Origin of the sequence: Pseudomonas fluorescens, from assembly GCF_030344995.1 — a bacterium.
Taxonomy (GTDB): Bacteria; Pseudomonadota; Gammaproteobacteria; order Pseudomonadales; family Pseudomonadaceae; genus Aquipseudomonas; species Aquipseudomonas fluorescens_BF.
The window spans coordinates 1,072,501-1,092,300 of record NZ_CP128260.1; the positions used below are offsets into that span (position 1 = coordinate 1,072,501).

The following is a 19,800-nucleotide window of genomic DNA, read 5'->3' on the forward strand; positions in this document are numbered from 1 at the left end:
ACGAATTGCTTGATTCATTGAAGAAGACGAAAGAAGCAGCCCGAAATTGGGTCTGTAGCTCAGTTGGTTAGAGCGCACCCCTGATAAGGGTGAGGTCGGCAGTTCGAATCTGCCCAGACCCACCAATTTTGTGTGGGAAACGCCTGTAGAAATACGGGGCCATAGCTCAGCTGGGAGAGCGCCTGCCTTGCACGCAGGAGGTCAGCGGTTCGATCCCGCTTGGCTCCACCACTACTGCTTCTGAAGTAAGAGCTTAGAAATGAGCATTCCATCGAGTTGATGGTGAATGTTGATTTCTAGTCTTTGACTGGTTCGTTCTTTAAAAATTTGGGTATGTGATAGAAAGATAGACTGAAAGCCACTTTCACTGGTGGTGATCAGGCTAAGGTAAAATTTGTGAGTTCTCTTAATTGAGAAATTCGAATTTTCGGCGAATGTCGTCTTCACAGTATAACCAGATTGCTTGGGGTTATATGGTCAAGTGAAGAAGCGCATACGGTGGATGCCTTGGCAGTCAGAGGCGATGAAAGACGTGGTAGCCTGCGAAAAGCTTCGGGGAGTCGGCAAACAGACTTTGATCCGGAGATGTCTGAATGGGGGAACCCAGCCATCATAAGATGGTTATCTTGTACTGAATACATAGGTGCAAGAGGCGAACCAGGGGAACTGAAACATCTAAGTACCCTGAGGAAAAGAAATCAACCGAGATTCCCTTAGTAGTGGCGAGCGAACGGGGACTAGCCCTTAAGTGGCTTTGAGATTAGCGGAACGCTCTGGAAAGTGCGGCCATAGTGGGTGATAGCCCTGTACGCGAAAGTCTCTTAGTCATGAAATCGAGTAGGACGGAGCACGAGAAACTTTGTCTGAATATGGGGGGACCATCCTCCAAGGCTAAATACTACTGACTGACCGATAGTGAACTAGTACCGTGAGGGAAAGGCGAAAAGAACCCCGGAGAGGGGAGTGAAATAGATCCTGAAACCGTATGCGTACAAGCAGTGGGAGCAGACTTTGTTCTGTGACTGCGTACCTTTTGTATAATGGGTCAGCGACTTATTTTCAGTGGCGAGCTTAACCGAATAGGGGAGGCGTAGCGAAAGCGAGTCTTAATAGGGCGTCTAGTCGCTGGGAATAGACCCGAAACCGGGCGATCTATCCATGGGCAGGTTGAAGGTTAGGTAACACTGACTGGAGGACCGAACCGACTACCGTTGAAAAGTTAGCGGATGACCTGTGGATCGGAGTGAAAGGCTAATCAAGCTCGGAGATAGCTGGTTCTCCTCGAAAGCTATTTAGGTAGCGCCTCATGTATCACTGTAGGGGGTAGAGCACTGTTTCGGCTAGGGGGTCATCCCGACTTACCAAACCGATGCAAACTCCGAATACCTACAAGTGCCGAGCATGGGAGACACACGGCGGGTGCTAACGTCCGTCGTGAAAAGGGAAACAACCCAGACCGTCAGCTAAGGTCCCAAAGTTATGGTTAAGTGGGAAACGATGTGGGAAGGCTTAGACAGCTAGGAGGTTGGCTTAGAAGCAGCCACCCTTTAAAGAAAGCGTAATAGCTCACTAGTCGAGTCGGCCTGCGCGGAAGATGTAACGGGGCTCAAACCATACACCGAAGCTACGGGTATCACGTAAGTGATGCGGTAGAGGAGCGTTCTGTAAGCCTGTGAAGGTGAGTTGAGAAGCTTGCTGGAGGTATCAGAAGTGCGAATGCTGACATGAGTAACGACAATGGGTGTGAAAAACACCCACGCCGAAAGACCAAGGTTTCCTGCGCAACGTTAATCGACGCAGGGTTAGTCGGTCCCTAAGGCGAGGCTGAAAAGCGTAGTCGATGGAAAACAGGTTAATATTCCTGTACTTCTGGTTATTGCGATGGAGGGACGGAGAAGGCTAGGCCAGCTTGGCGTTGGTTGTCCAAGTTTAAGGTGGTAGGCTGGAATCTTAGGTAAATCCGGGATTCCAAGGCCGAGAGCTGATGACGAGTTGCCTTTAGGCGACGAAGTGGTTGATGCCATGCTTCCAAGAAAAGCTTCTAAGCTTCAGATAACCAGGAACCGTACCCCAAACCGACACAGGTGGTTGGGTAGAGAATACCAAGGCGCTTGAGAGAACTCGGGTGAAGGAACTAGGCAAAATGGCACCGTAACTTCGGGAGAAGGTGCGCCGGTGAGGGTGAAGCACTTGCTGCGTAAGCCCACGCCGGTCGAAGATACCAGGCCGCTGCGACTGTTTATTAAAAACACAGCACTCTGCAAACACGAAAGTGGACGTATAGGGTGTGACGCCTGCCCGGTGCCGGAAGGTTAATTGATGGGGTTAGCTAACGCGAAGCTCTTGATCGAAGCCCCGGTAAACGGCGGCCGTAACTATAACGGTCCTAAGGTAGCGAAATTCCTTGTCGGGTAAGTTCCGACCTGCACGAATGGCGTAACGATGGCGGCGCTGTCTCCACCCGAGACTCAGTGAAATTGAAATCGCTGTGAAGATGCAGTGTATCCGCGGCTAGACGGAAAGACCCCGTGAACCTTTACTATAGCTTTGCACTGGACTTTGAATTTGCTTGTGTAGGATAGGTGGGAGGCTTTGAAGCGTGGACGCCAGTTCGCGTGGAGCCATCCTTGAAATACCACCCTGGCAACTTTGAGGTTCTAACTCAGGTCCGTTATCCGGATCGAGGACAGTGTATGGTGGGTAGTTTGACTGGGGCGGTCTCCTCCTAAAGAGTAACGGAGGAGTACGAAGGTGCGCTCAGACCGGTCGGAAATCGGTCGTAGAGTATAAAGGCAAAAGCGCGCTTGACTGCGAGACAGACACGTCGAGCAGGTACGAAAGTAGGTCTTAGTGATCCGGTGGTTCTGTATGGAAGGGCCATCGCTCAACGGATAAAAGGTACTCCGGGGATAACAGGCTGATACCGCCCAAGAGTTCATATCGACGGCGGTGTTTGGCACCTCGATGTCGGCTCATCACATCCTGGGGCTGAAGCCGGTCCCAAGGGTATGGCTGTTCGCCATTTAAAGTGGTACGCGAGCTGGGTTTAGAACGTCGTGAGACAGTTCGGTCCCTATCTGCCGTGGACGTTTGAGATTTGAGAGGGGCTGCTCCTAGTACGAGAGGACCGGAGTGGACGAACCTCTGGTGTTCCGGTTGTCACGCCAGTGGCATTGCCGGGTAGCTATGTTCGGGAAAGATAACCGCTGAAAGCATCTAAGCGGGAAACTTGCCTCAAGATGAGATCTCACTGGAACCTTGAGTTCCCTGAAGGGCCGTCGAAGACTACGACGTTGATAGGTTGGGTGTGTAAGCGCTGTGAGGCGTTGAGCTAACCAATACTAATTGCCCGTGAGGCTTGACCATATAACACCCAAGCAATCTGATGCTCCTAGTTGAAAAAACGAAAGAGGCCAGATTGCGGTGTGTGAAGACGCAATGAACCGAAAGTTCGATGCTCACAAAACACCGAAAGCTGTCACATACCCAATTTGCTGAAGCGAGGCCATCCGGCCACGACTCAGTACCCGAATTTCTTGACGACCATAGAGCGTTGGAACCACCTGATCCCATCCCGAACTCAGAAGTGAAACGATGCATCGCCGATGGTAGTGTGGGGTTTCCCCATGTGAGAGTAGGTCATCGTCAAGATTAAATTCCGAAACCCCAATTGCGAAAGCAGTTGGGGTTTTGTTTTGCCCGCAGGAAAGTTCTTACAGCATTCTCAGCCGCCCTGCGGCTGTCCTCGCCGGCCGACAATGCTAAGGTTCAGCCCTAGCTTTTGTACTTTTCCAAGGAAGCCTTCATGCCGGACACCCAGTCCCTCAACGCTGCATTCATGGTCGTTCAGAGCAACAGCCTGGATGAGTTGCGCAGCCTTGTGATCAGCATTATGCGGCGCTATCCACTGGCTCCCCTGGAAAACGAAATTGCGCTTGTGCAGAGCAACGGCATCGCTCAATGGCTCAAGCTGGCGCTGGCTGAGGATCCTGAAGCGGACGACTCAGGCGGCTGTGGTATCGCCGCCGCCATTGATGTGCAACTGCCGGGCAGTTTCATGTGGCAGCTTTACCGGATGGTGCTGGGACGAGAGGAAATTCCAGCAAAGTCGCTGCTCGACAAGGCGCCGCTGACCTGGCGCCTGATGCGCCTGTTGCCACAGGTCATCACCCGACCGCATTTCGAACCGCTACAACGCTTCCTCACCCATGATGCCGATCTGCGCAAGCGTTACCAGTTGTCCGAACGTCTGGCAGACCTCTTCGACCAGTACCAGGTTTACCGCGCAGATTGGCTTGAGGACTGGGCAGAGGGGCATCATCAACTCCGCAATGTAAGAGGTGAAGCGAAGCCGCTCTCACCAACCAGTTGCTGGCAGGCCGAGTTGTGGCGCGCCCTGCTGGACGATGTGGGCGAGCAAGGCATGGCCCAAAGTCGGGCAGGCGTGCACCAGCGGTTCATGGAGCGCATCAACAGTCTTGAGCGCGCACCTCTCGGTCTTCCCCAGCGGGTTATCGTATTCGGAATTTCGTCGCTGCCTGCTCAGGTACTGGAGGCATTGGCCGGGCTATCCCGTTTCAGCCAGGTTTTGTTGTGCGTCCATAACCCCTGCCGTTATCACTGGGCCGATATCGTTGCCGACAAAGATCTCTTGCGTCATCAATACAAGCGGCAAGCCCGAAAAAACGGCATGCCCGTAGTGCTGGATTCGGAATCACTCCACCAACATGCTCACCCGCTACTCGCAGCGTGGGGCAAGCAAGGTCGTGATTACATCAACCTTCTCGACAGCTACGACGAGCCTGACAGCTATCGCGCAGCATTTCGCAACGGACGCATCGACCTGTTCAGCGAAACCCAGCCGAACAACATGCTCAATCAGTTACAGGACGACATTCTGGAACTGCGGCCGTTCAGCGAGACTCGAGCACTCTGGCCGGCAGTCGACCTGACTCAAGACGACTCGATCCGCTTTCACATTGCCCATAGCGCCCAGCGCGAAGTGGAAATTCTTCACGACCAGCTCCTGGCCCGTTTCAGTGGCAACCCTCAATTACGCCCGCGCGACGTGATCGTGATGGTGCCTGACATCGACAGTTATGCGCCGCATATTCGCGCCGTATTTGGGCAACTGGATCGTCAGGACCCTCGCTTCATTCCTTTCACCATGGCCGATCAGGGGCAGCGCGGACGGGATCCATTACTCATCGCTGTCGAACATCTGCTCAAGCTGCCGGACAGTCGATTCCCCGTCAGTGAAATCCTCGACTTGCTCGATGTTCCTGCGTTACGCGCCAGGTTTGGTGTGCAGGAGCGAGACTTGCCGACTCTGCATCGCTGGATCGAAGGTGCTGGCGTGCGTTGGGGTATCGATGCAGGGCAACGTGCCGAACTGGGATTACCCGACCAACTGGAGCAAAACAGTTGGCGCTTTGGCTTGCGTCGGATGCTGCTCGGTTACGCCGTTGGCAGTTCAGGTACCTGTGGAGATATCGAGCCTTACGATGAGATCGGTGGTCTCGATGCCGCGTTGATCGGTCCGTTGGTAGCGTTGCTGGATGCACTGGAGCTCTCGCATCAGCAACTGATGAAACCCGCGCAACCACAGGAATGGGGGCATCGGCTTCAGGCGTTGATGCAGCTGTTTTTCAAACCCGAAGATGAACATGATGACTACCTGCTGGCTCAACTCGAGGAGTTGCGCGAAACCTGGCTGGAAACCTGCGAGGCCGTCGGTCTGCTGGACGAGCTGCCACTGACCGTCGTCCGTGAGGCCTGGCTGGCGGGGCTGGATCAGGGGCGTCTGTCGCAGCGCTTCCTGGCGGGGGCTGTGAACTTTTGCACGCTGATGCCGATGCGCGCGATCCCGTTCAGGCTGGTTTGCCTGTTGGGCATGAACGATGGCGATTATCCACGCGCTCAACCGCCGCTGGACTTCGACCTCATGGGCAGTGATTACCGGCCGGGAGATCGCTCCCGTCGGGAGGATGATCGCTATCTTTTGCTTGAAGCGCTCTTGTCCGCCCGCCATCAGCTCTACATCAGTTGGGTCGGCCGCAGCATTCGCGACAATAGCGAGCGGCCAGCCTCTGTGTTGATCGGCCAGTTGCGCGATCATCTTGCCAATGGATGGCGATCGGTCGACGACAACGAAGATCTTCTGATTGCCATGACCCAGGAGCATCCGTTGCAGCCATTCAGTTCGCGCTACTTCCATGAGGAAGACAAACTGTTCAGCTATGCCAGCGAATGGCAGGTGCTGCACCAGCATCACGAGCAGAATGACGTCACAACAATGCTTGCGCCCCATGTCCAGGAGGAACCGTTGAGTCTGGAGCTGCTGCAGGACTTCCTGCGCAATCCGGTCCGACACTTTTTCACTCAGCGACTCAAGGTTTACTTCGAAGCGGCGCAGGTACCTCAGGCTGACGAGGAACCCTTTGTGCTGGATGCGTTGCAGCGATACATGCTCAGCGACAGCTTGCTTGGGGCAGCCTTGAGACACCCGAACAATGTTGATCAGGCGCTCGAGTCTCAAGCCCGACGCCTGCAGAACAGCGGACTGCTGCCCATGGCCGGGTTCGGTGAATGCCTTCAACGAGAGTTGATCGAGCCTTTGCCAGACTTGTTGCAACGATATCAACAGCTGTTGGCGTTATGGCCAACACCGCTAACCAACGCGCTACCGATCAATTTTGAATGGCAGGAACTGCGCCTTGAAGGATGGCTAGGCGGTTTGCACCGGCGCGCCGATGGCGGCGTACTGTCGGTCACAACAATCCCCAACAGCATAGGCTCGATCAAGAGCCGCAAATGGCACCGCATTACCAAGCCCTGGGTCAGCCATCTTGTCGCGTGTGCCAGTGGTCTCTCTCTGACGACCGCACTGGTGGCCAGTGATGACACGCTCCTTCTTGAACCTCTGGGACAGACTCAAGCGGGGCGAATTCTCGAGGATCTGCTGCTCGCCTGGCAGACGGGTATGCGCCAGCCTCTGCCGGTCGCGGTGAAAACAGCTTTCGCATGGCTGGGGCAGACCGATCCGGTCAAGGCTGAAGCGGCTGCCCGCAAAGCCTATGAGGGGGATGGTCAGACCAGCGAAGGCGAGCGTCGCGAAAGCCCGGCTTTGTCCCGACAATTCGCCGATTTCGATGCACTGCAGGCGGATGAAACCTTTTCCGGTTGGTGTGATGCACTGTATCGCCCTTTGCTTGAGGCACCGTGGCGCTCATGGACTCACGAGGAGGCAGGCGCATGAGCAACCAACAGCCGCTCGCGCTGGTATTCCCGTTAAGAGGCAGTCAGCTGATCGAAGCCAGTGCGGGCACTGGCAAGACGTTTACCATTTCGGCGTTGTATCTGCGGTTGATCCTCGGCCACGGAGGCGAGGTGAGCGGTTTCGGTCGAGAGCTGCTGCCCCCGCAGATTCTCGTGGTGACCTTCACCGACGCGGCCACCAAAGAGTTACGCGAACGCATCCGTACGCGCCTGGCCGAAGCTGCCCGTTTCTTCCGTGACGAGACGCCTCCCCCTGATGCGCTGATCGATGAATTGCGAGCACAGTTCGATCCGCAACAATGGCCCGGCTGCGCTAACCGCCTGGACATTGCTGCGCAATGGATGGACGAAGCCGCGGTCTCGACGATCCACAGTTGGTGTCAGCGAATGCTGCGCGAGCATGCATTCGACAGCGGAAGTTTGTTTACCCAGACTCTGGAAACCGATCACAGCGACTTGCTCGGCGAAGTGCTGCGCGATTATTGGCGGCTGTTCTGCTATCCGATGCAGGGCGATGCCTTGAACTGGGTTCGCAGTCACTGGGGAGGTCCGGCGGCCCTGTTGCCGCGTGTGCGTGGGCTGTTTGGCACCGAGCGCGAAGGGGACTCTGACAAGACCCCATCCGAGCTGATCGAAGAGTGTCTGCAGGAGCGCCGTGCGGCATTGGTGGAGTTGAAGAGACCATGGCGGCAGTGGGCCGATGAGTTACTCGCCATCTGCCATCAGGGCGTCGCCAACAAAACCGTGGACGGGCGCAAGATGCAGGCCCGCTATTTTGAACCCTGGTTCGAAAAGCTCAAGGCCTGGGCCGAGGACGAGACGCTCGAACAACTGGATATCGGTACCGGGTTCGCCCGGCTCACGCCGGATGGCATGGCTGAGGCCTGGAAAGGCGAGCCGCCGAGTCACCCGGGCCTGGATGCCATGCCTGTGCTCAAGTCGAGCCTCGACAATTTGCCGACGCCCGATGCGGTCGTGCTGCAGCATGCTGCCAAATGGGTTGGTGCTCGCTTTGAGGACGAGAAGCGCCGTCGGGCCGAAATGGGTTTCGACGACATGCTGTTACGTCTGGATGCGGCCTTGCAGTCCGATGGTGGGGAACGTCTCGCCACGCTTATCCGCGAGCAGTTCCCGGTCGCCCTGATCGATGAGTTCCAGGACACGGACCCGGTGCAGTACCGGATCTTCGAAAGCATCTATCGAATCGAAGAGGATAATCCCGAGACCGGGTTGTTCCTGATTGGCGATCCTAAACAGGCGATCTATGCCTTTCGTGGCGCGGACATCTACACCTACCTGCGAGCCCGACAGGCCACAACCGGGCGCCTGCATACCCTGGGCACGAACTTCCGCTCCAGTCACGGGATGGTCAGTGCGGTCAATCATGTGTTCGAACGTGCCGAGTCCCGTGAGCAAGGGCGCGGAGCATTTCTGTTCCGAGAGAAAAACAACGATAACCCGGTGCCGTTCCAGCCTGTGGAGGCTCAGGGTCGTAAAGAACATTTGCAGGTATCCGGGCAGGACGTACCGGCGCTGAACATCTGGCATTTATCCACCGACAAGCCACTGTCCGGGGCGGTTTATCGCCAGCAGTTGGCGGCAGCCTGCGCCAGTGAGATCACGACCCTGCTCAATGGCGGGCAAACCGGTCGTGCCGGGTTTGCGCAGGAGGGCAAGGATTGGCGTGGGCTGCGGCCGGCGGACATTGCGGTCCTGGTGCGCGACGGTAAAGAGGCGCAGGCGATACGCGGTGAACTTGCAGCGCGCGGAGTACGCAGCGTTTATCTCTCGGACAAGGACTCGGTCTTCGCCGCTCAGGAAGCCCATGATCTGCTGTCATGGCTCAAGGCATGCGCCGAGCCGGATGTCGAACGCTCCCTGAAAGCGGCGCTGGCGTGCATCACGCTGAACCTGCCGCTGGCTGAGCTGGAGCGTCTGAACCAGGACGAGCTGGTTTGGGAAGCCCGGGTCATGCAGTTCCGTGGTTATCGTGAGCTCTGGCGCAAGCAAGGGGTGCTGCCGATGTTGCGGCGCCTGCTGCACGACTTTCAATTACCGCAGATGCTCATCGCCCGAAGTGATGGCGAGCGGGTGCTGACCAACCTGTTGCACCTGTCGGAGCTGTTGCAACAGGCCGCGTCGGAACTCGATGGCGAGCAGGCACTGATCCGTCATCTGGCCGAGCATCTGGCGCTGTCCGGCCAGGCAGGTGAAGAGCAGATCCTGCGTCTTGAAAGCGACGAACAACTGGTCAAGGTCGTGACCATTCACAAGTCCAAGGGGCTTGAATACCCGTTGGTGTTCCTGCCGTTCATCTGCTCGGCCAAACCTGTGGATGGCAGTCGATTGCCGTTGCATTACCACGATGAGTCCGGCAAGGCCCGCATCAGTCTGAAACCCGACGCCGAACTGATTGCGCTGGCGGACAACGAGCGCCTGGCGGAGGACCTTCGGTTGCTCTACGTCGCGCTGACCCGCGCACAACATGCGTGCTGGCTTGGGGTGACGGATCTCAAGCGCGGCAATCACAGCAGCTCGGTGCTGCACCTTTCTGCACTGGGCTATCTGTTGGGTGGCGGTGCAATGTTGAATGAGTCCAGCGGATTGGCTCGCTGGCTGGACGATCTGCAACAGGATTGCTCGGCACTGAGCGTTGTTGAAATGCCGGAGGCCACCAGCGAGGAGTACCAGCCTCCGCGTAACGAAGCCACGCTTCGTGCCACCCTTTTGCCGACCCGCAGGGCCAGCGAGAACTGGTGGATCGCTTCGTACAGCGCCTTGCGCATCAGTGACGTGCTGAGCGTCGGCAATGACGAAGCTCCCGACAGTCCGCAAGCGCAAAAGCTGTTCGACGACGAACGCCTCGATCCCGAAGCTCCACGCGAGATCATCGCCGGCGGGGCCGATATTCACCGCTTCCCTCGCGGGCCGAATCCGGGAACGTTTCTTCACGGTTTGCTGGAGTGGGCAGGGGAGGAAGGGTTCGCGGTCACCCGCGAGTCGTTGGACGATGCGATTGCCCGGCGTTGCAATCGGCGGGGCTGGGAAGGCTGGATCAGCACCCTCGTAGACTGGTTGCAACACTTGCTCAAACTACCGCTGCCAGCGGGCCTTGACCAACCGCCAGTGGTGCTTGAGCAATTGAAGCAATATCGGGTCGAGATGGAATTCTGGTTCGCCAGCCACAAAGTCGACGTCCTCAAGCTCGACGAACAGGTGCGTCAATTCACCCACAACGGTGTTGCCCGGGTGGGCGCCGAAGCGGTGCAGCTCAATGGCATGTTCAAAGGCTTTATTGACCTGACGTTCGAGCACGAGGGTCGTTACTACGTGGCCGATTACAAATCCAACTGGCTGGGTGTCGATGACGCTGCGTACACCGAACGGGCCATGGAGCAGTCGATACTCGACAACCGTTACGACCTGCAATACGTGCTGTACCTGTTGGCTTTGCATCGTCAGCTCAAGGCACGGCTCGCCGATTACGACTACGACCGGCATATCGGCGGCGCGTTGTATCTGTTCCTGCGCGGGACGCGCGCCCCCGGCGGTGGAGTTTACTTCGCGCGACCACCACGGGATCTGATCGAGCGTCTGGACTTCATGTTCCAGGGCAAACCGCAACCCAAGGCCGAGCCCGCGTGGGAACAGGGAGTACTGCTATGAACCGGACATTCGCCGACCTGCTGCCAACGCCGCTGACCGCCGAAAGCCTCGCGCAACTGACGCCCCTGACCCGTGCCGATGACCTGTTGCTGTTGCTGACACAATGGGTCGAGCGTGGCTGGTTGCGGGCGCTGGACAAGGCATTCGTGGCCTTTCTTCATGAGTTGGCGCCCGATGTCGATCCGTTGGTGTTGCTCGCCGCCGCATTGACCAGTCACCAGCTCGGCCATGGTCATGTCTGCCTGGATCTGTTCGAAACCCTCAAGGCACCGGATTTTGCACTTTCCCTGCCGCCGGAGGGGGATGCGCAACCCGGCGTGTTGCTGCTGCCATCGCAATTGCTCGAAACCCTCGACGGAGCGCACTGGTGCAAGGTGCTGGCCGGCAGTTCGCTGGTGGCACTGGCCGCCGACGAAGGTGCGTCGGCTCAGGAGCGCCCGCTGGTGTTGTCCGGCAAACGCTTGTACTTGCGGCGCTATTGGGCCTACGAGCGGCGTATCGACAGCGCATTGCGTCAGCGGCTCGCGGAGCAGGAAGCGACACCACCTGATCTTGCCCGTCGGCTGGACGCACTGTTCGATCCGGCCCAGCGTGCGGATGTCATCGACTGGCAGAAACTCGCCTGCGCCCTGGCCACCCGAAGTGCCTTCAGCATCATCACGGGTGGCCCGGGCACCGGCAAGACGACGACGGTGGTCCGTCTGCTGGCGTTGCTCCAGGCACCTGCGGTCGAGGCGCATCAGCCATTACGCATACGGCTCGCGGCGCCTACCGGTAAGGCGGCGGCGCGGCTGACCGAGTCCATCAGCCAGCAGGTGCAATCGCTGAAGGTCGCTGATAGCGTCCGGGAAAAAATCCCGACCGAGGTGACCACGGTGCACCGCCTGCTCGGCAGTCGTCCCGGCACGCGGCACTTTCGCCACCATGCCGGTAACCGTCTGCCCCTGGACGTTCTGGTGGTCGATGAGGCGTCCATGATCGACCTGGAAATGATGGCCAATCTGCTCGATGCCTTGCCGCCTCACGCCCGATTGGTGTTGCTGGGCGACAAGGATCAACTGGCCTCCGTGGAGGCGGGTGCGGTGCTGGGAGATTTGTGCCGCGATGCCGAAGCCGGTTGGTACAGTCCGCAGACTCGCCAGTGGCTGGAACAGGTGAGCGGTGAATCCCTGCAGGATAGCGGCTTGCACGAAGGCTCTGACGGCTCGCATCCGTTGGCCCAGCAGGTGGTGATGCTGCGTCACTCGCGGCGTTTCGGCGAGGGCAGCGGAATCGGCCAACTGGCGCGACGAGTGAATCAGCAACTCCCGGACGAGGCTCGCCAGTTACTGGATGCCAAAACCCATGGCGATGTGTTTTCGCTGCCGCTTCAAAACGAGCACGACCGGAAACTTGAGCATCTGGTGCTAGATGGACACGGCGAAGGCCCTCACGGTTATCGACACTATCTGAGCGTATTGCGCGATCAACGTCCGGCGAGCGGAACGCCGCTCGAGAACCCGGGTTGGGTCGACTGGGCGCGTGACGTCCTGCGGGCCTTCGATACCTTCCAGTTGTTGTGCGCAGTGCGCAAAGGGCCGTGGGGTGTGGAGGGGCTGAACCAGCGCATCACCGACGCGTTGCTTAAGGCGCGACTGATCGAGAGCGACCAGCAATGGTACGAAGGCCGGCCGGTGCTGATGACCCGAAATGACTACGGTCTGGGGCTGATGAACGGTGACATCGGTATCGCTCTGAAACTGCCCGAGCTCGATGGGCCGGATGCCGGTAAGTCGGTGTTGCGAGTGGCGTTCCCGCGTAACGACGGGTGCGGCGGGGTGCGTTTCGTGCTGCCGAGCCGGCTCAACGATGTCGAGACCGTCTACGCGATGACTGTGCACAAGTCACAGGGCTCGGAGTTTGCCCATACCGCGTTGATCCTGCCGGACGCCCTGAATCCCGTGTTGACCAAGGAGCTGATCTACACCGGAATTACCCGGGCCAAGGACTGGTTCACCTTGATCGAGCCTCGGGGTGGTGTGTTTGAAGAGGCGGTGCAGCGCAAGGTGAAGCGCTTGAGCGGACTGATGCTGGAACTGGAAGAAGGGACGCCGCATAAAGGATGAAGGTGCCTTCGATTGCCGCCGATAATTGACCGACCGGTCAGAGGTCGCTGTATCGCTGGCGTTCCAACGCTGTGCTATCGTTGCGGCATCATTTCGTAACGATCCAAGAGAATCCCTGCATGAAGGTGGCTGTCTGGGCGACAGAGCGCGTAGTTGGCTGCAAGCGGGCGTTGCTTGCCGGTGTGCTCTGTTTGCTCTCGGGTGTGGCCGCTGCCCAGACTCAACCCCCGGCGGGCATGGCCGAACAGCGGGCCAAATCCGTCACCCAGGTTGTCCTCGGTATCCTCAGTTACGCGCGCTGGCCGGTAGAGCCGGCGCAATTGCGCCTGTGCATCGTCGGTCCAACCGAATACACCGACGACCTGGTCAAGGGTACGACCCAGGCCACGGGGCGTCCGGTCATCGTGCGTCGACTGTTGGCTGACAATCCGGCCATCGTCAGCGAGTGCGACGCGGTCTACATCGGCAAACTCACGACCGACGAACGCAGCCGGCTGTTCGCATCCCTGATTGGTCATCCGGTGCTGAGCATCAGCGAAGGCGGCGATCAATGCACGGTCGGCAGCCTGTTCTGCCTGCGGGTCGGCGATGAGCAAGTGTCGTTCGAGGTCAATCTCGACTCCGTCGCCCGCAGCGGCGTGCGCATTCACCCCAGCGTGCTGCAGTTGTCGCGCCGCAAACCGGCGGTGCCATGAGACGCGTCAAATCCACAGGGCGCCCGACCCTCGGCTCGGTCATCGGCCGTGGCAACCTGATTGTGGCGCTGGTCGCCGTGGCAATGGCCAGTGTGTCGCTGACGCTGCTTGGGGTGCTGGCGCTGCGGGTCTATGCCGATCACAACCTGCACTTGATCGCGCGCTCGATCAGTTACACGGTGGAAGCTGCCGTGGTGTTCAACGACAAGGCCGCCGCGACCGAAGCGCTGGCGTTGATCGCCTCGACCGAAGAAGTGGCGGATGCCCAGGTGCTGGACACTCAGGGCCAATTGCTCGCGCGCTGGCAGCGTCCGGAGAACGGCCTGATTTCCGAGCTGGAGATGCAGGTCGCGCGAGTCATTCTGGAAAAACCCATCAACCTGCCGATCCAGCATCAGGATCGCGAGATCGGGCGCATCTTGCTGATTGGCCACGGCGGCAGCCTGATGCGCTTTCTGTTGAGCGGTCTGGCGGGGATCATTCTCTGTACGGCGATCAGCGCTTGGGTCGCGCTCTTTCTGGCGCGACGTCAATTGCGCAGGATCATCGGCCCGTTGCACAGCCTGGCGGCGGTGGCGCATGCGGCCCGTAGCGAGCGGGCACTGGATCGACGGGTGCCACGGGCAAAGATTGCCGAACTGGACAACCTGGGCAATGACTTCAATGCCTTGCTCGATGAGCTCGAAGACTGGCAAACCCACCTGCAAAGCGAAAACGAAACCCTCGCCCATCAGGCCAGTCACGACAGTCTCACCGGATTGCCGAACCGGGCCTTTTTCGAGGGCCGCCTGATCCGTGCGCTACGCAGCGCCCACAAACTGAACGAGCGCGTGGCAGTGCTGTTTCTCGACAGCGACCGCTTCAAGGACATCAACGACAGCTTCGGTCATGCCGCCGGCGACGCAGTGCTGGTGGCGGTAGCCAATCGGGTGCGGGCGCAGTTGCGTGAAGAGGATCTGGTGGCGCGTCTGGGCGGTGATGAGTTTGCCGTTCTGCTGACACCCCTGCACAAGACCGAAGACGCCGAGCGCATTGCCGACAAGATCCTCGCCAGCATGGACACCCCGATTGCACTGCCGGGCGACAGCAGTGTCGTGACTTCGCTCAGTATCGGCATCGCCGTTTACCCCGATCATGGCGCCACGCCCGGCACCTTGCTCGATGCGGCAGATGCCGCCATGTATCAAGCCAAGCGTTTGTCGCGCGGCGCCCAATTCACGGCCGGGTCGGAGCACCCGGTCGATCCCGTTCAAACCAGGAGCTGATGCCCGTGTTCTCATTTTCCTTTCGACTGTTTTCCACTTTGTTGCTGACCGCCATGCTGGCCTTGACCGGTTGTCAGACCGCCCCGCAAAAAGGCCTGACGCCGGCCCAGGTCGCAGTCCTCAAGCAGCAAGGCTTCGAGCTGACCGATGACGGCTGGGAATTCGGCCTGTCGGGCAAAGTGCTGTTTGGCAGCGATGTCGAAAGCCTGAACAAGCAAAGTACCGAAATCGTCGAACGTATCGGCAAAGCGTTGCTGGGCGTTGGCATCGAGCGGGTACGGGTGGATGGCCACACCGACGCCTCGGGCAAGGAAACCTACAACCAGCAACTGTCACTGCGCCGCGCGAAAAGCGTCGGCAAAGTGCTGACCTCGGTCGGCATGAAGGAGGAGAACATCCAGCTGCAAGGCCTTGGCAGCCGCGAACCGGTCGCCTCCAACGACACCGCTGCCGGCCGCACCGAAAACCGCCGGGTGTCGATTGTGGTCAGCGCCGATTAATCGGCGAACTGCATTTCGCGGGTCTCGCCCATCAACAGACCCTGATTGCGCTCGGTCACCTCACGGATGTAATCCCACAACAGGGTGATCCGTTTCAACTTGCGCAGATCCTCCCGGCAGTACATCCAGAACTGCCGGGTGATATCGATTTCCTCCGGCAACACCGGCAGCAGGCGCGGATCCTGGGCCGCGAGGAAGCACGGCAGAATCGCCAATGAGCGCCCCTGCTGCGCCGCCACGAACTGCGCAATCACGCTGGTGCTGCGCAAATTGGCGCTGGCGCCGGGCAACACATTCGCCAGATACAGCAGCTCCGAGCTGAACGCCAGGTCATCCACGTAACTGATGAATTGATGCTTGCCCAGGTCGGCGGGGCGGCGGATCGGTGGGTGCTTGTCCAGGTATTCCTGGGTTGCGTAGAGCTGCAAACGGTAGTCGCAGAGTTTGCAGCACACGTACGGCCCGTGTTCCGGGCGTTCGAGGGCGATGACGATGTCGGCCTCGCGTTTGGACAGGCTGATGAAGTGCGGCAGCGGCAGGATGTCCACCGAAATCGCCGGGTAGGCGTCGACGAAATGGCTCAATTGCGGGGTGATGAAGAAGCTGCCGAAACCTTCGGTGCAGCCCATCCGCACATGCCCGGAGAGCGCGACGCCGGAGCCCGACACTTGCTCGCAAGCCATGTGCAGCGTGCTTTCGATCGACTCGGCATAACTCAGCAGGCGCTGGCCTTCGGCAGTCAGTACGAAACCACTGGTGCGAGACTTTTCGAACAGCAAAGTGCCAAGCGCCGCTTCCAGCGAACTGATCCGCCGCGAAACGGTGGTGTAGTCCACCGCCAGGCGTTTGGCCGCGGTGCTGGCCTTGCGGGTACGGGCGACTTCGAGGAAAAACTTGAGGTCGTCCCAGTTCAGCGAGCCTAGAGAGGTGATGTTTTTTTGCATGATGGACGGGCTTATATATGCGTTCTTATTAGAAGTTTGCACATCTATACTCCAAAAACAGTCCGACAACCAATTCGCGACACACGCCTCATCTCAAGGCGAACCTTTCGCCTTGGCTCCCAAGATAAAAACAATTTCTGGAGACCAGCATGAACGCATCGCTTACGCCCAACGAAACCACGATCCAGAAGGTCAAGCTGCTGATCGACGGCGAGTGGGTCGAGTCGCAGACCACCGAGTGGCACGACATCGTCAACCCGGCGACCCAGCAGGTTCTGGCCAAGGTTCCGTTCGCCACCGCCGCTGAAGTTGACGCCGCCGTCAGTGCCGCCCAGCGCGCCTTCCAGACCTGGAAGCTGACCCCGATTGGCGCGCGCATGCGCATAATGCTCAAGCTGCAAGCGTTGATCCGCGAGCATTCCAAACGCATCGCCGTGGTCCTGAGCGCCGAGCAGGGCAAGACCATTGCCGACGCCGAGGGCGATATTTTCCGTGGCCTGGAAGTGGTCGAACACGCCTGCTCTATCGGCAGCCTGCAAATGGGCGAGTTCGCCGAGAACGTTGCCGGCGGCGTTGACACCTACACCCTGCGTCAGCCGATCGGCGTCTGCGCCGGCATCACGCCGTTCAACTTCCCGGCAATGATTCCGCTGTGGATGTTCCCGATGGCCATCGCCTGCGGCAACACCTTCGTCCTCAAGCCATCCGAACAGGATCCGCTGTCGACCATGTTGCTGGTGGAATTGGCGATTGAGGCTGGCGTTCCGGCAGGTGTGCTTAACGTCGTCCATGGTGGCAAAGACGTGGTCGATGGCCTGTGCACCCACAAGGACATCAAGGCGATTTCGTTCGTCGGTTCGACCGCCGTCGGCACCCACGTATATGACCTGGCCGGTAAGCACGGCAAACGCGTGCAATCGATGATGGGTGCGAAGAACCACGCGGTGGTGCTGCCGGATGCCAATCGCGAGCAAGCGCTCAATGCGTTGGTCGGCGCCGGTTTCGGTGCGGCCGGTCAGCGTTGCATGGCCACCTCGGTGGTGGTACTGGTGGGCGCGGCCAAGCAGTGGCTGCCGGATCTGAAAGCGCTGGCGCAGAAACTCAAGGTCAACGCCGGCAACGAGCCGGGCACCGATGTCGGCCCGGTCATTTCGAAAAAGGCCAAGGCGCGGATTCTCGATCTGATCGAAAGCGGCATCAAGGAAGGCGCCAAACTTGAGCTGGACGGTCGCGACATCAGCGTGCCGGGTTACGAGAAAGGCAACTTTGTCGGGCCGACCCTGTTCTCCGGGGTGACTACCGACATGCAGATCTACACCCAGGAAATCTTCGGCCCGGTGCTGGTGGTGCTGGAAGTCGACACCCTCGATCAGGCCATCGCGCTGGTCAACGCCAACCCGTTCGGCAACGGCACCGGCCTGTTCACCCAGAGCGGTGCGGCGGCGCGTAAATTCCAGACTGAAATCGACGTCGGCCAGGTGGGCATCAACATCCCGATTCCGGTGCCGGTTCCGTTCTTCAGCTTCACCGGGTCGCGCGGTTCGAAACTCGGCGACCTCGGCCCGTACGGCAAGCAAGTGGTGCAGTTCTACACCCAGACCAAAACGGTCACGGCGCGCTGGTTCGATGACGACAGCGTCAACGACGGCGTGAACACCACCATCAACCTGCGCTGAGGAATGGCCATGAAAATCGCATTTATCGGTCTGGGCAACATGGGCGCGCCGATGGCGCGCAACCTGATCAAGGCCGGGCACTCGCTGAATCTGGTAGACCTGAACAAAACCGTGCTGGCGGAACTCGAGCAACTGGGCGGCACCATTCGCGCTTCGGCTCGCGAAGCCGCTGAAGATGCAGAACTGGTGATCACCATGCTGCCCGCCGCCGTGCATGTACGCAGCGTCTGGCTCGGTGAAGATGGCGTGCTGGCCGGGATCGGCAAAGGCGTGCCGGCGGTGGATTGCAGCACCATCGATCCGCAGACTGCGCGCGATGTGGCGGCAGCGGCTGCCAAACAAGGCGTGGCCATGGCCGATGCACCAGTGTCCGGCGGCACCGGCGGCGCCACGGCCGGGACGCTGACCTTCATGGTCGGCGCCACTCCTGAGCTGTTCGCCACCCTGCAACCGGTGCTGGCGCAGATGGGCCGCAACATTGTGCATTGCGGTGAAGTCGGCACCGGACAGATCGCCAAGATCTGCAACAACCTGCTGCTCGCCATTTCGATGGTCGGCGTCAGCGAGGCGATGGCCCTCGGCGATGCGTTAGGGATCGATACCGGTGTGCTCGCCGGGATCATCAACAGCTCGACCGGTCGTTGCTGGAGTTCGGAAATGTACAACCCGTGGCCTGGCATCGTCGAAACGGCCCCGGCCTCGCGTGGTTACACCGGTGGCTTCGGCGCCGAGCTGATGCTCAAGGATCTGGGGCTGGCCACCGAAGCGGCGCGTCAGGCCCATCAGCCGGTGGTGCTCGGCGCGGTGACGCAGCAGTTGTATCAGTCGATGAGTCAGCGCGGGGAAGGGGGCAAGGACTTCTCGGCGATCATCAACAGCTATCGCAAGCCGCAGTAATCGTCGTCAGGCCTGTGCTCGTCACAGGTCTGCAATTCAGATGCAGTAGGTGTTGCCGGGAAATCACGTCGGGTGGTTTCCCGGCTTTTTTGTATCAGGCGAACACGAAATATTTGCGCACGGTCTCGACCACTTCCCAAGTGCCTTTCATGCCTGGCTCGACCACGAAGATATCGCCGGCGCGCAGGTGGATCGGCTCCATGCCGTCCGGAGTAATCACGCAGTAGCCTTCCTGGAAATGGCAGTACTCCCACTTTACGTAGTCCACCCGCCACTTGCCTGGCGTGCAGATCCAGGTGCCCATGATCTTGCTGCCGTCTTCGCTGGTGTAGGCGTTGAGGTTGACGGTGTGGGGGTCGCCCTCGAGCTTTTCCCATTTGCAGGCATCGAGTACGGGCAGGGGATGGGTGTCGCGCAAAACGGTGATAGGTGCGGGCATGACGGCTCCAGGCCAGAGGGAGTTAGAGCCGTCACCGTAGCTTTCGCGGGCGCTGTCGGAATGTCTGGGGTCGACCTCCAGATGCCTGTAAGCGCTGGCGCAGAGCTGCGTAAAAACTGGATTTGCACCATCGCTGTGCATATATGACGGTTTTAATACAAGGATGCACCGTAAAAGTTCAATCAATTTTTAGACCAAAACGAGATAACTATTCTGACACCTATTGCAAAACAAAATCGTCTGTACTATAACATTCGTACTAAAGGACTATTCCTCGGAAGGGAGCTCCAACTGAGTCACGGACAGACTTGAATCGGCTTTTTCTCATCTCGATA

10 protein-coding genes, 2 tRNA genes and 2 rRNA genes are annotated in these 19,800 nt (G+C 58.9%); 12 read left to right on the forward strand and 2 right to left on the reverse strand.

Annotation, left to right across the window (positions count from 1 at the left end):
* Positions 1–48 precede the first annotated feature (48 nt).
* The 10 genes from QR290_RS04770 to QR290_RS04815 all read left to right on the forward strand — a co-directional run bounded on the left by QR290_RS04770 (position 49) and on the right by QR290_RS04815 (position 15,509).
* Positions 49–125: transfer RNA gene (locus QR290_RS04770), tRNA-Ile, on the forward strand.
* A 30-nt stretch (positions 126–155) separates the two neighbouring features.
* Positions 156–231 (forward strand) — tRNA-Ala (locus QR290_RS04775).
* Between the two features lie 244 nt (positions 232–475).
* Positions 476–3,366 (forward strand): 23S ribosomal RNA (locus tag QR290_RS04780).
* A 169-nt stretch (positions 3,367–3,535) separates the two neighbouring features.
* Positions 3,536–3,651: ribosomal RNA gene (gene rrf, locus QR290_RS04785) — 5S ribosomal RNA — on the forward strand.
* A 154-nt stretch (positions 3,652–3,805) separates the two neighbouring features.
* Positions 3,806–7,258 carry an exodeoxyribonuclease V subunit gamma gene (recC, locus tag QR290_RS04790; RefSeq protein ID WP_289204437.1) on the forward strand — a complete coding sequence of 1,151 codons (3,453 nt, stop codon included), beginning with the start codon at positions 3,806–3,808 and terminating at the stop codon, positions 7,256–7,258.
* Complete coding sequence (gene recB, locus QR290_RS04795) at positions 7,255–10,944, forward strand: exodeoxyribonuclease V subunit beta (protein ID WP_289204438.1); 3,690 nt, start codon at positions 7,255–7,257, stop codon at positions 10,942–10,944. The genes recC and recB overlap by 4 nt, the downstream gene beginning before the upstream one ends.
* Entirely contained in the window at positions 10,941–13,049 is a 2,109-nt protein-coding gene (gene recD / locus QR290_RS04800) for an exodeoxyribonuclease V subunit alpha (protein WP_115076448.1), read from the forward strand. Before recB ends, recD begins: the two co-directional genes overlap by 4 nt.
* 119 nt (positions 13,050–13,168) lie before the next feature.
* A complete protein-coding gene (locus QR290_RS04805) occupies positions 13,169–13,744 on the forward strand; it encodes a YfiR family protein (RefSeq protein ID WP_007953870.1) in 576 nt (191 codons plus the stop codon).
* A complete protein-coding gene (locus QR290_RS04810) occupies positions 13,741–15,009 on the forward strand; it encodes a diguanylate cyclase domain-containing protein (RefSeq protein WP_289204439.1) in 1,269 nt (422 codons plus the stop codon). The genes QR290_RS04805 and QR290_RS04810 overlap by 4 nt, the downstream gene beginning before the upstream one ends.
* Positions 15,009–15,509, forward strand: coding sequence for an OmpA family protein (locus tag QR290_RS04815; RefSeq protein ID WP_435875072.1), 501 nt, complete (start codon positions 15,009–15,011; stop codon positions 15,507–15,509). Before QR290_RS04810 ends, QR290_RS04815 begins: the two co-directional genes overlap by 1 nt.
* On the opposite strand, the gene QR290_RS04820 is transcribed toward QR290_RS04815, so the two are convergent.
* Positions 15,506–16,453 carry a LysR family transcriptional regulator gene (locus QR290_RS04820; protein ID WP_007953866.1) on the reverse strand — a complete coding sequence of 316 codons (948 nt, stop codon included), beginning with the start codon at positions 16,451–16,453 and terminating at the stop codon, positions 15,506–15,508. The two genes, QR290_RS04815 and QR290_RS04820, sit on opposite strands and share 4 nt — an antisense overlap.
* A gap of 149 nt (positions 16,454–16,602) precedes the next feature.
* Between QR290_RS04820 and QR290_RS04825 the strand changes: the two genes are divergently transcribed.
* Together QR290_RS04825 and mmsB are read left to right on the forward strand one after the other, a co-directional pair.
* Positions 16,603–18,129 (forward strand): CoA-acylating methylmalonate-semialdehyde dehydrogenase, encoded by a 1,527-nt coding sequence (locus tag QR290_RS04825; RefSeq protein ID WP_289204441.1) that lies wholly within the window; start codon positions 16,603–16,605, stop codon positions 18,127–18,129.
* Positions 18,130–18,138: 9 nt separating this feature from the next.
* On the forward strand, positions 18,139–19,026 hold the full coding sequence (mmsB, locus tag QR290_RS04830; protein ID WP_289204442.1) for a 3-hydroxyisobutyrate dehydrogenase: 888 nt from the start codon (positions 18,139–18,141) through the stop codon (positions 19,024–19,026).
* 94 nt (positions 19,027–19,120) lie between these two features.
* On the opposite strand, the gene QR290_RS04835 is transcribed toward mmsB, so the two are convergent.
* Positions 19,121–19,465 carry a cupin domain-containing protein gene (locus QR290_RS04835; protein ID WP_007953863.1) on the reverse strand — a complete coding sequence of 115 codons (345 nt, stop codon included), beginning with the start codon at positions 19,463–19,465 and terminating at the stop codon, positions 19,121–19,123.
* Positions 19,466–19,800 lie beyond the last annotated feature (335 nt).

Excerpts from the sequence above, each read along its gene's own strand:
- recC (WP_289204437.1), top strand. The coding sequence starts at position 3,806 with ATGCCGGACACCCAGTCCCTCAACGCTGCATTCATGGTCGTTCAGAGC.
- recB (WP_289204438.1), top strand. The coding sequence starts at position 7,255 with ATGAGCAACCAACAGCCGCTCGCGCTGGTATTCCCGTTAAGAGGCAGT.
- recD (WP_115076448.1), top strand. The coding sequence starts at position 10,941 with ATGAACCGGACATTCGCCGACCTGCTGCCAACGCCGCTGACCGCCGAA.
- QR290_RS04805 (WP_007953870.1), top strand. The coding sequence starts at position 13,169 with ATGAAGGTGGCTGTCTGGGCGACAGAGCGCGTAGTTGGCTGCAAGCGG.
- QR290_RS04810 (WP_289204439.1), top strand. The coding sequence starts at position 13,741 with ATGAGACGCGTCAAATCCACAGGGCGCCCGACCCTCGGCTCGGTCATC.
- QR290_RS04815 (WP_435875072.1), top strand. The coding sequence starts at position 15,009 with ATGCCCGTGTTCTCATTTTCCTTTCGACTGTTTTCCACTTTGTTGCTG.
- QR290_RS04820 (WP_007953866.1), bottom strand. The coding sequence starts at position 16,453 with ATGCAAAAAAACATCACCTCTCTAGGCTCGCTGAACTGGGACGACCTC.
- QR290_RS04825 (WP_289204441.1), top strand. The coding sequence starts at position 16,603 with ATGAACGCATCGCTTACGCCCAACGAAACCACGATCCAGAAGGTCAAG.
- mmsB (WP_289204442.1), top strand. The coding sequence starts at position 18,139 with ATGAAAATCGCATTTATCGGTCTGGGCAACATGGGCGCGCCGATGGCG.
- QR290_RS04835 (WP_007953863.1), bottom strand. The coding sequence starts at position 19,465 with ATGCCCGCACCTATCACCGTTTTGCGCGACACCCATCCCCTGCCCGTA.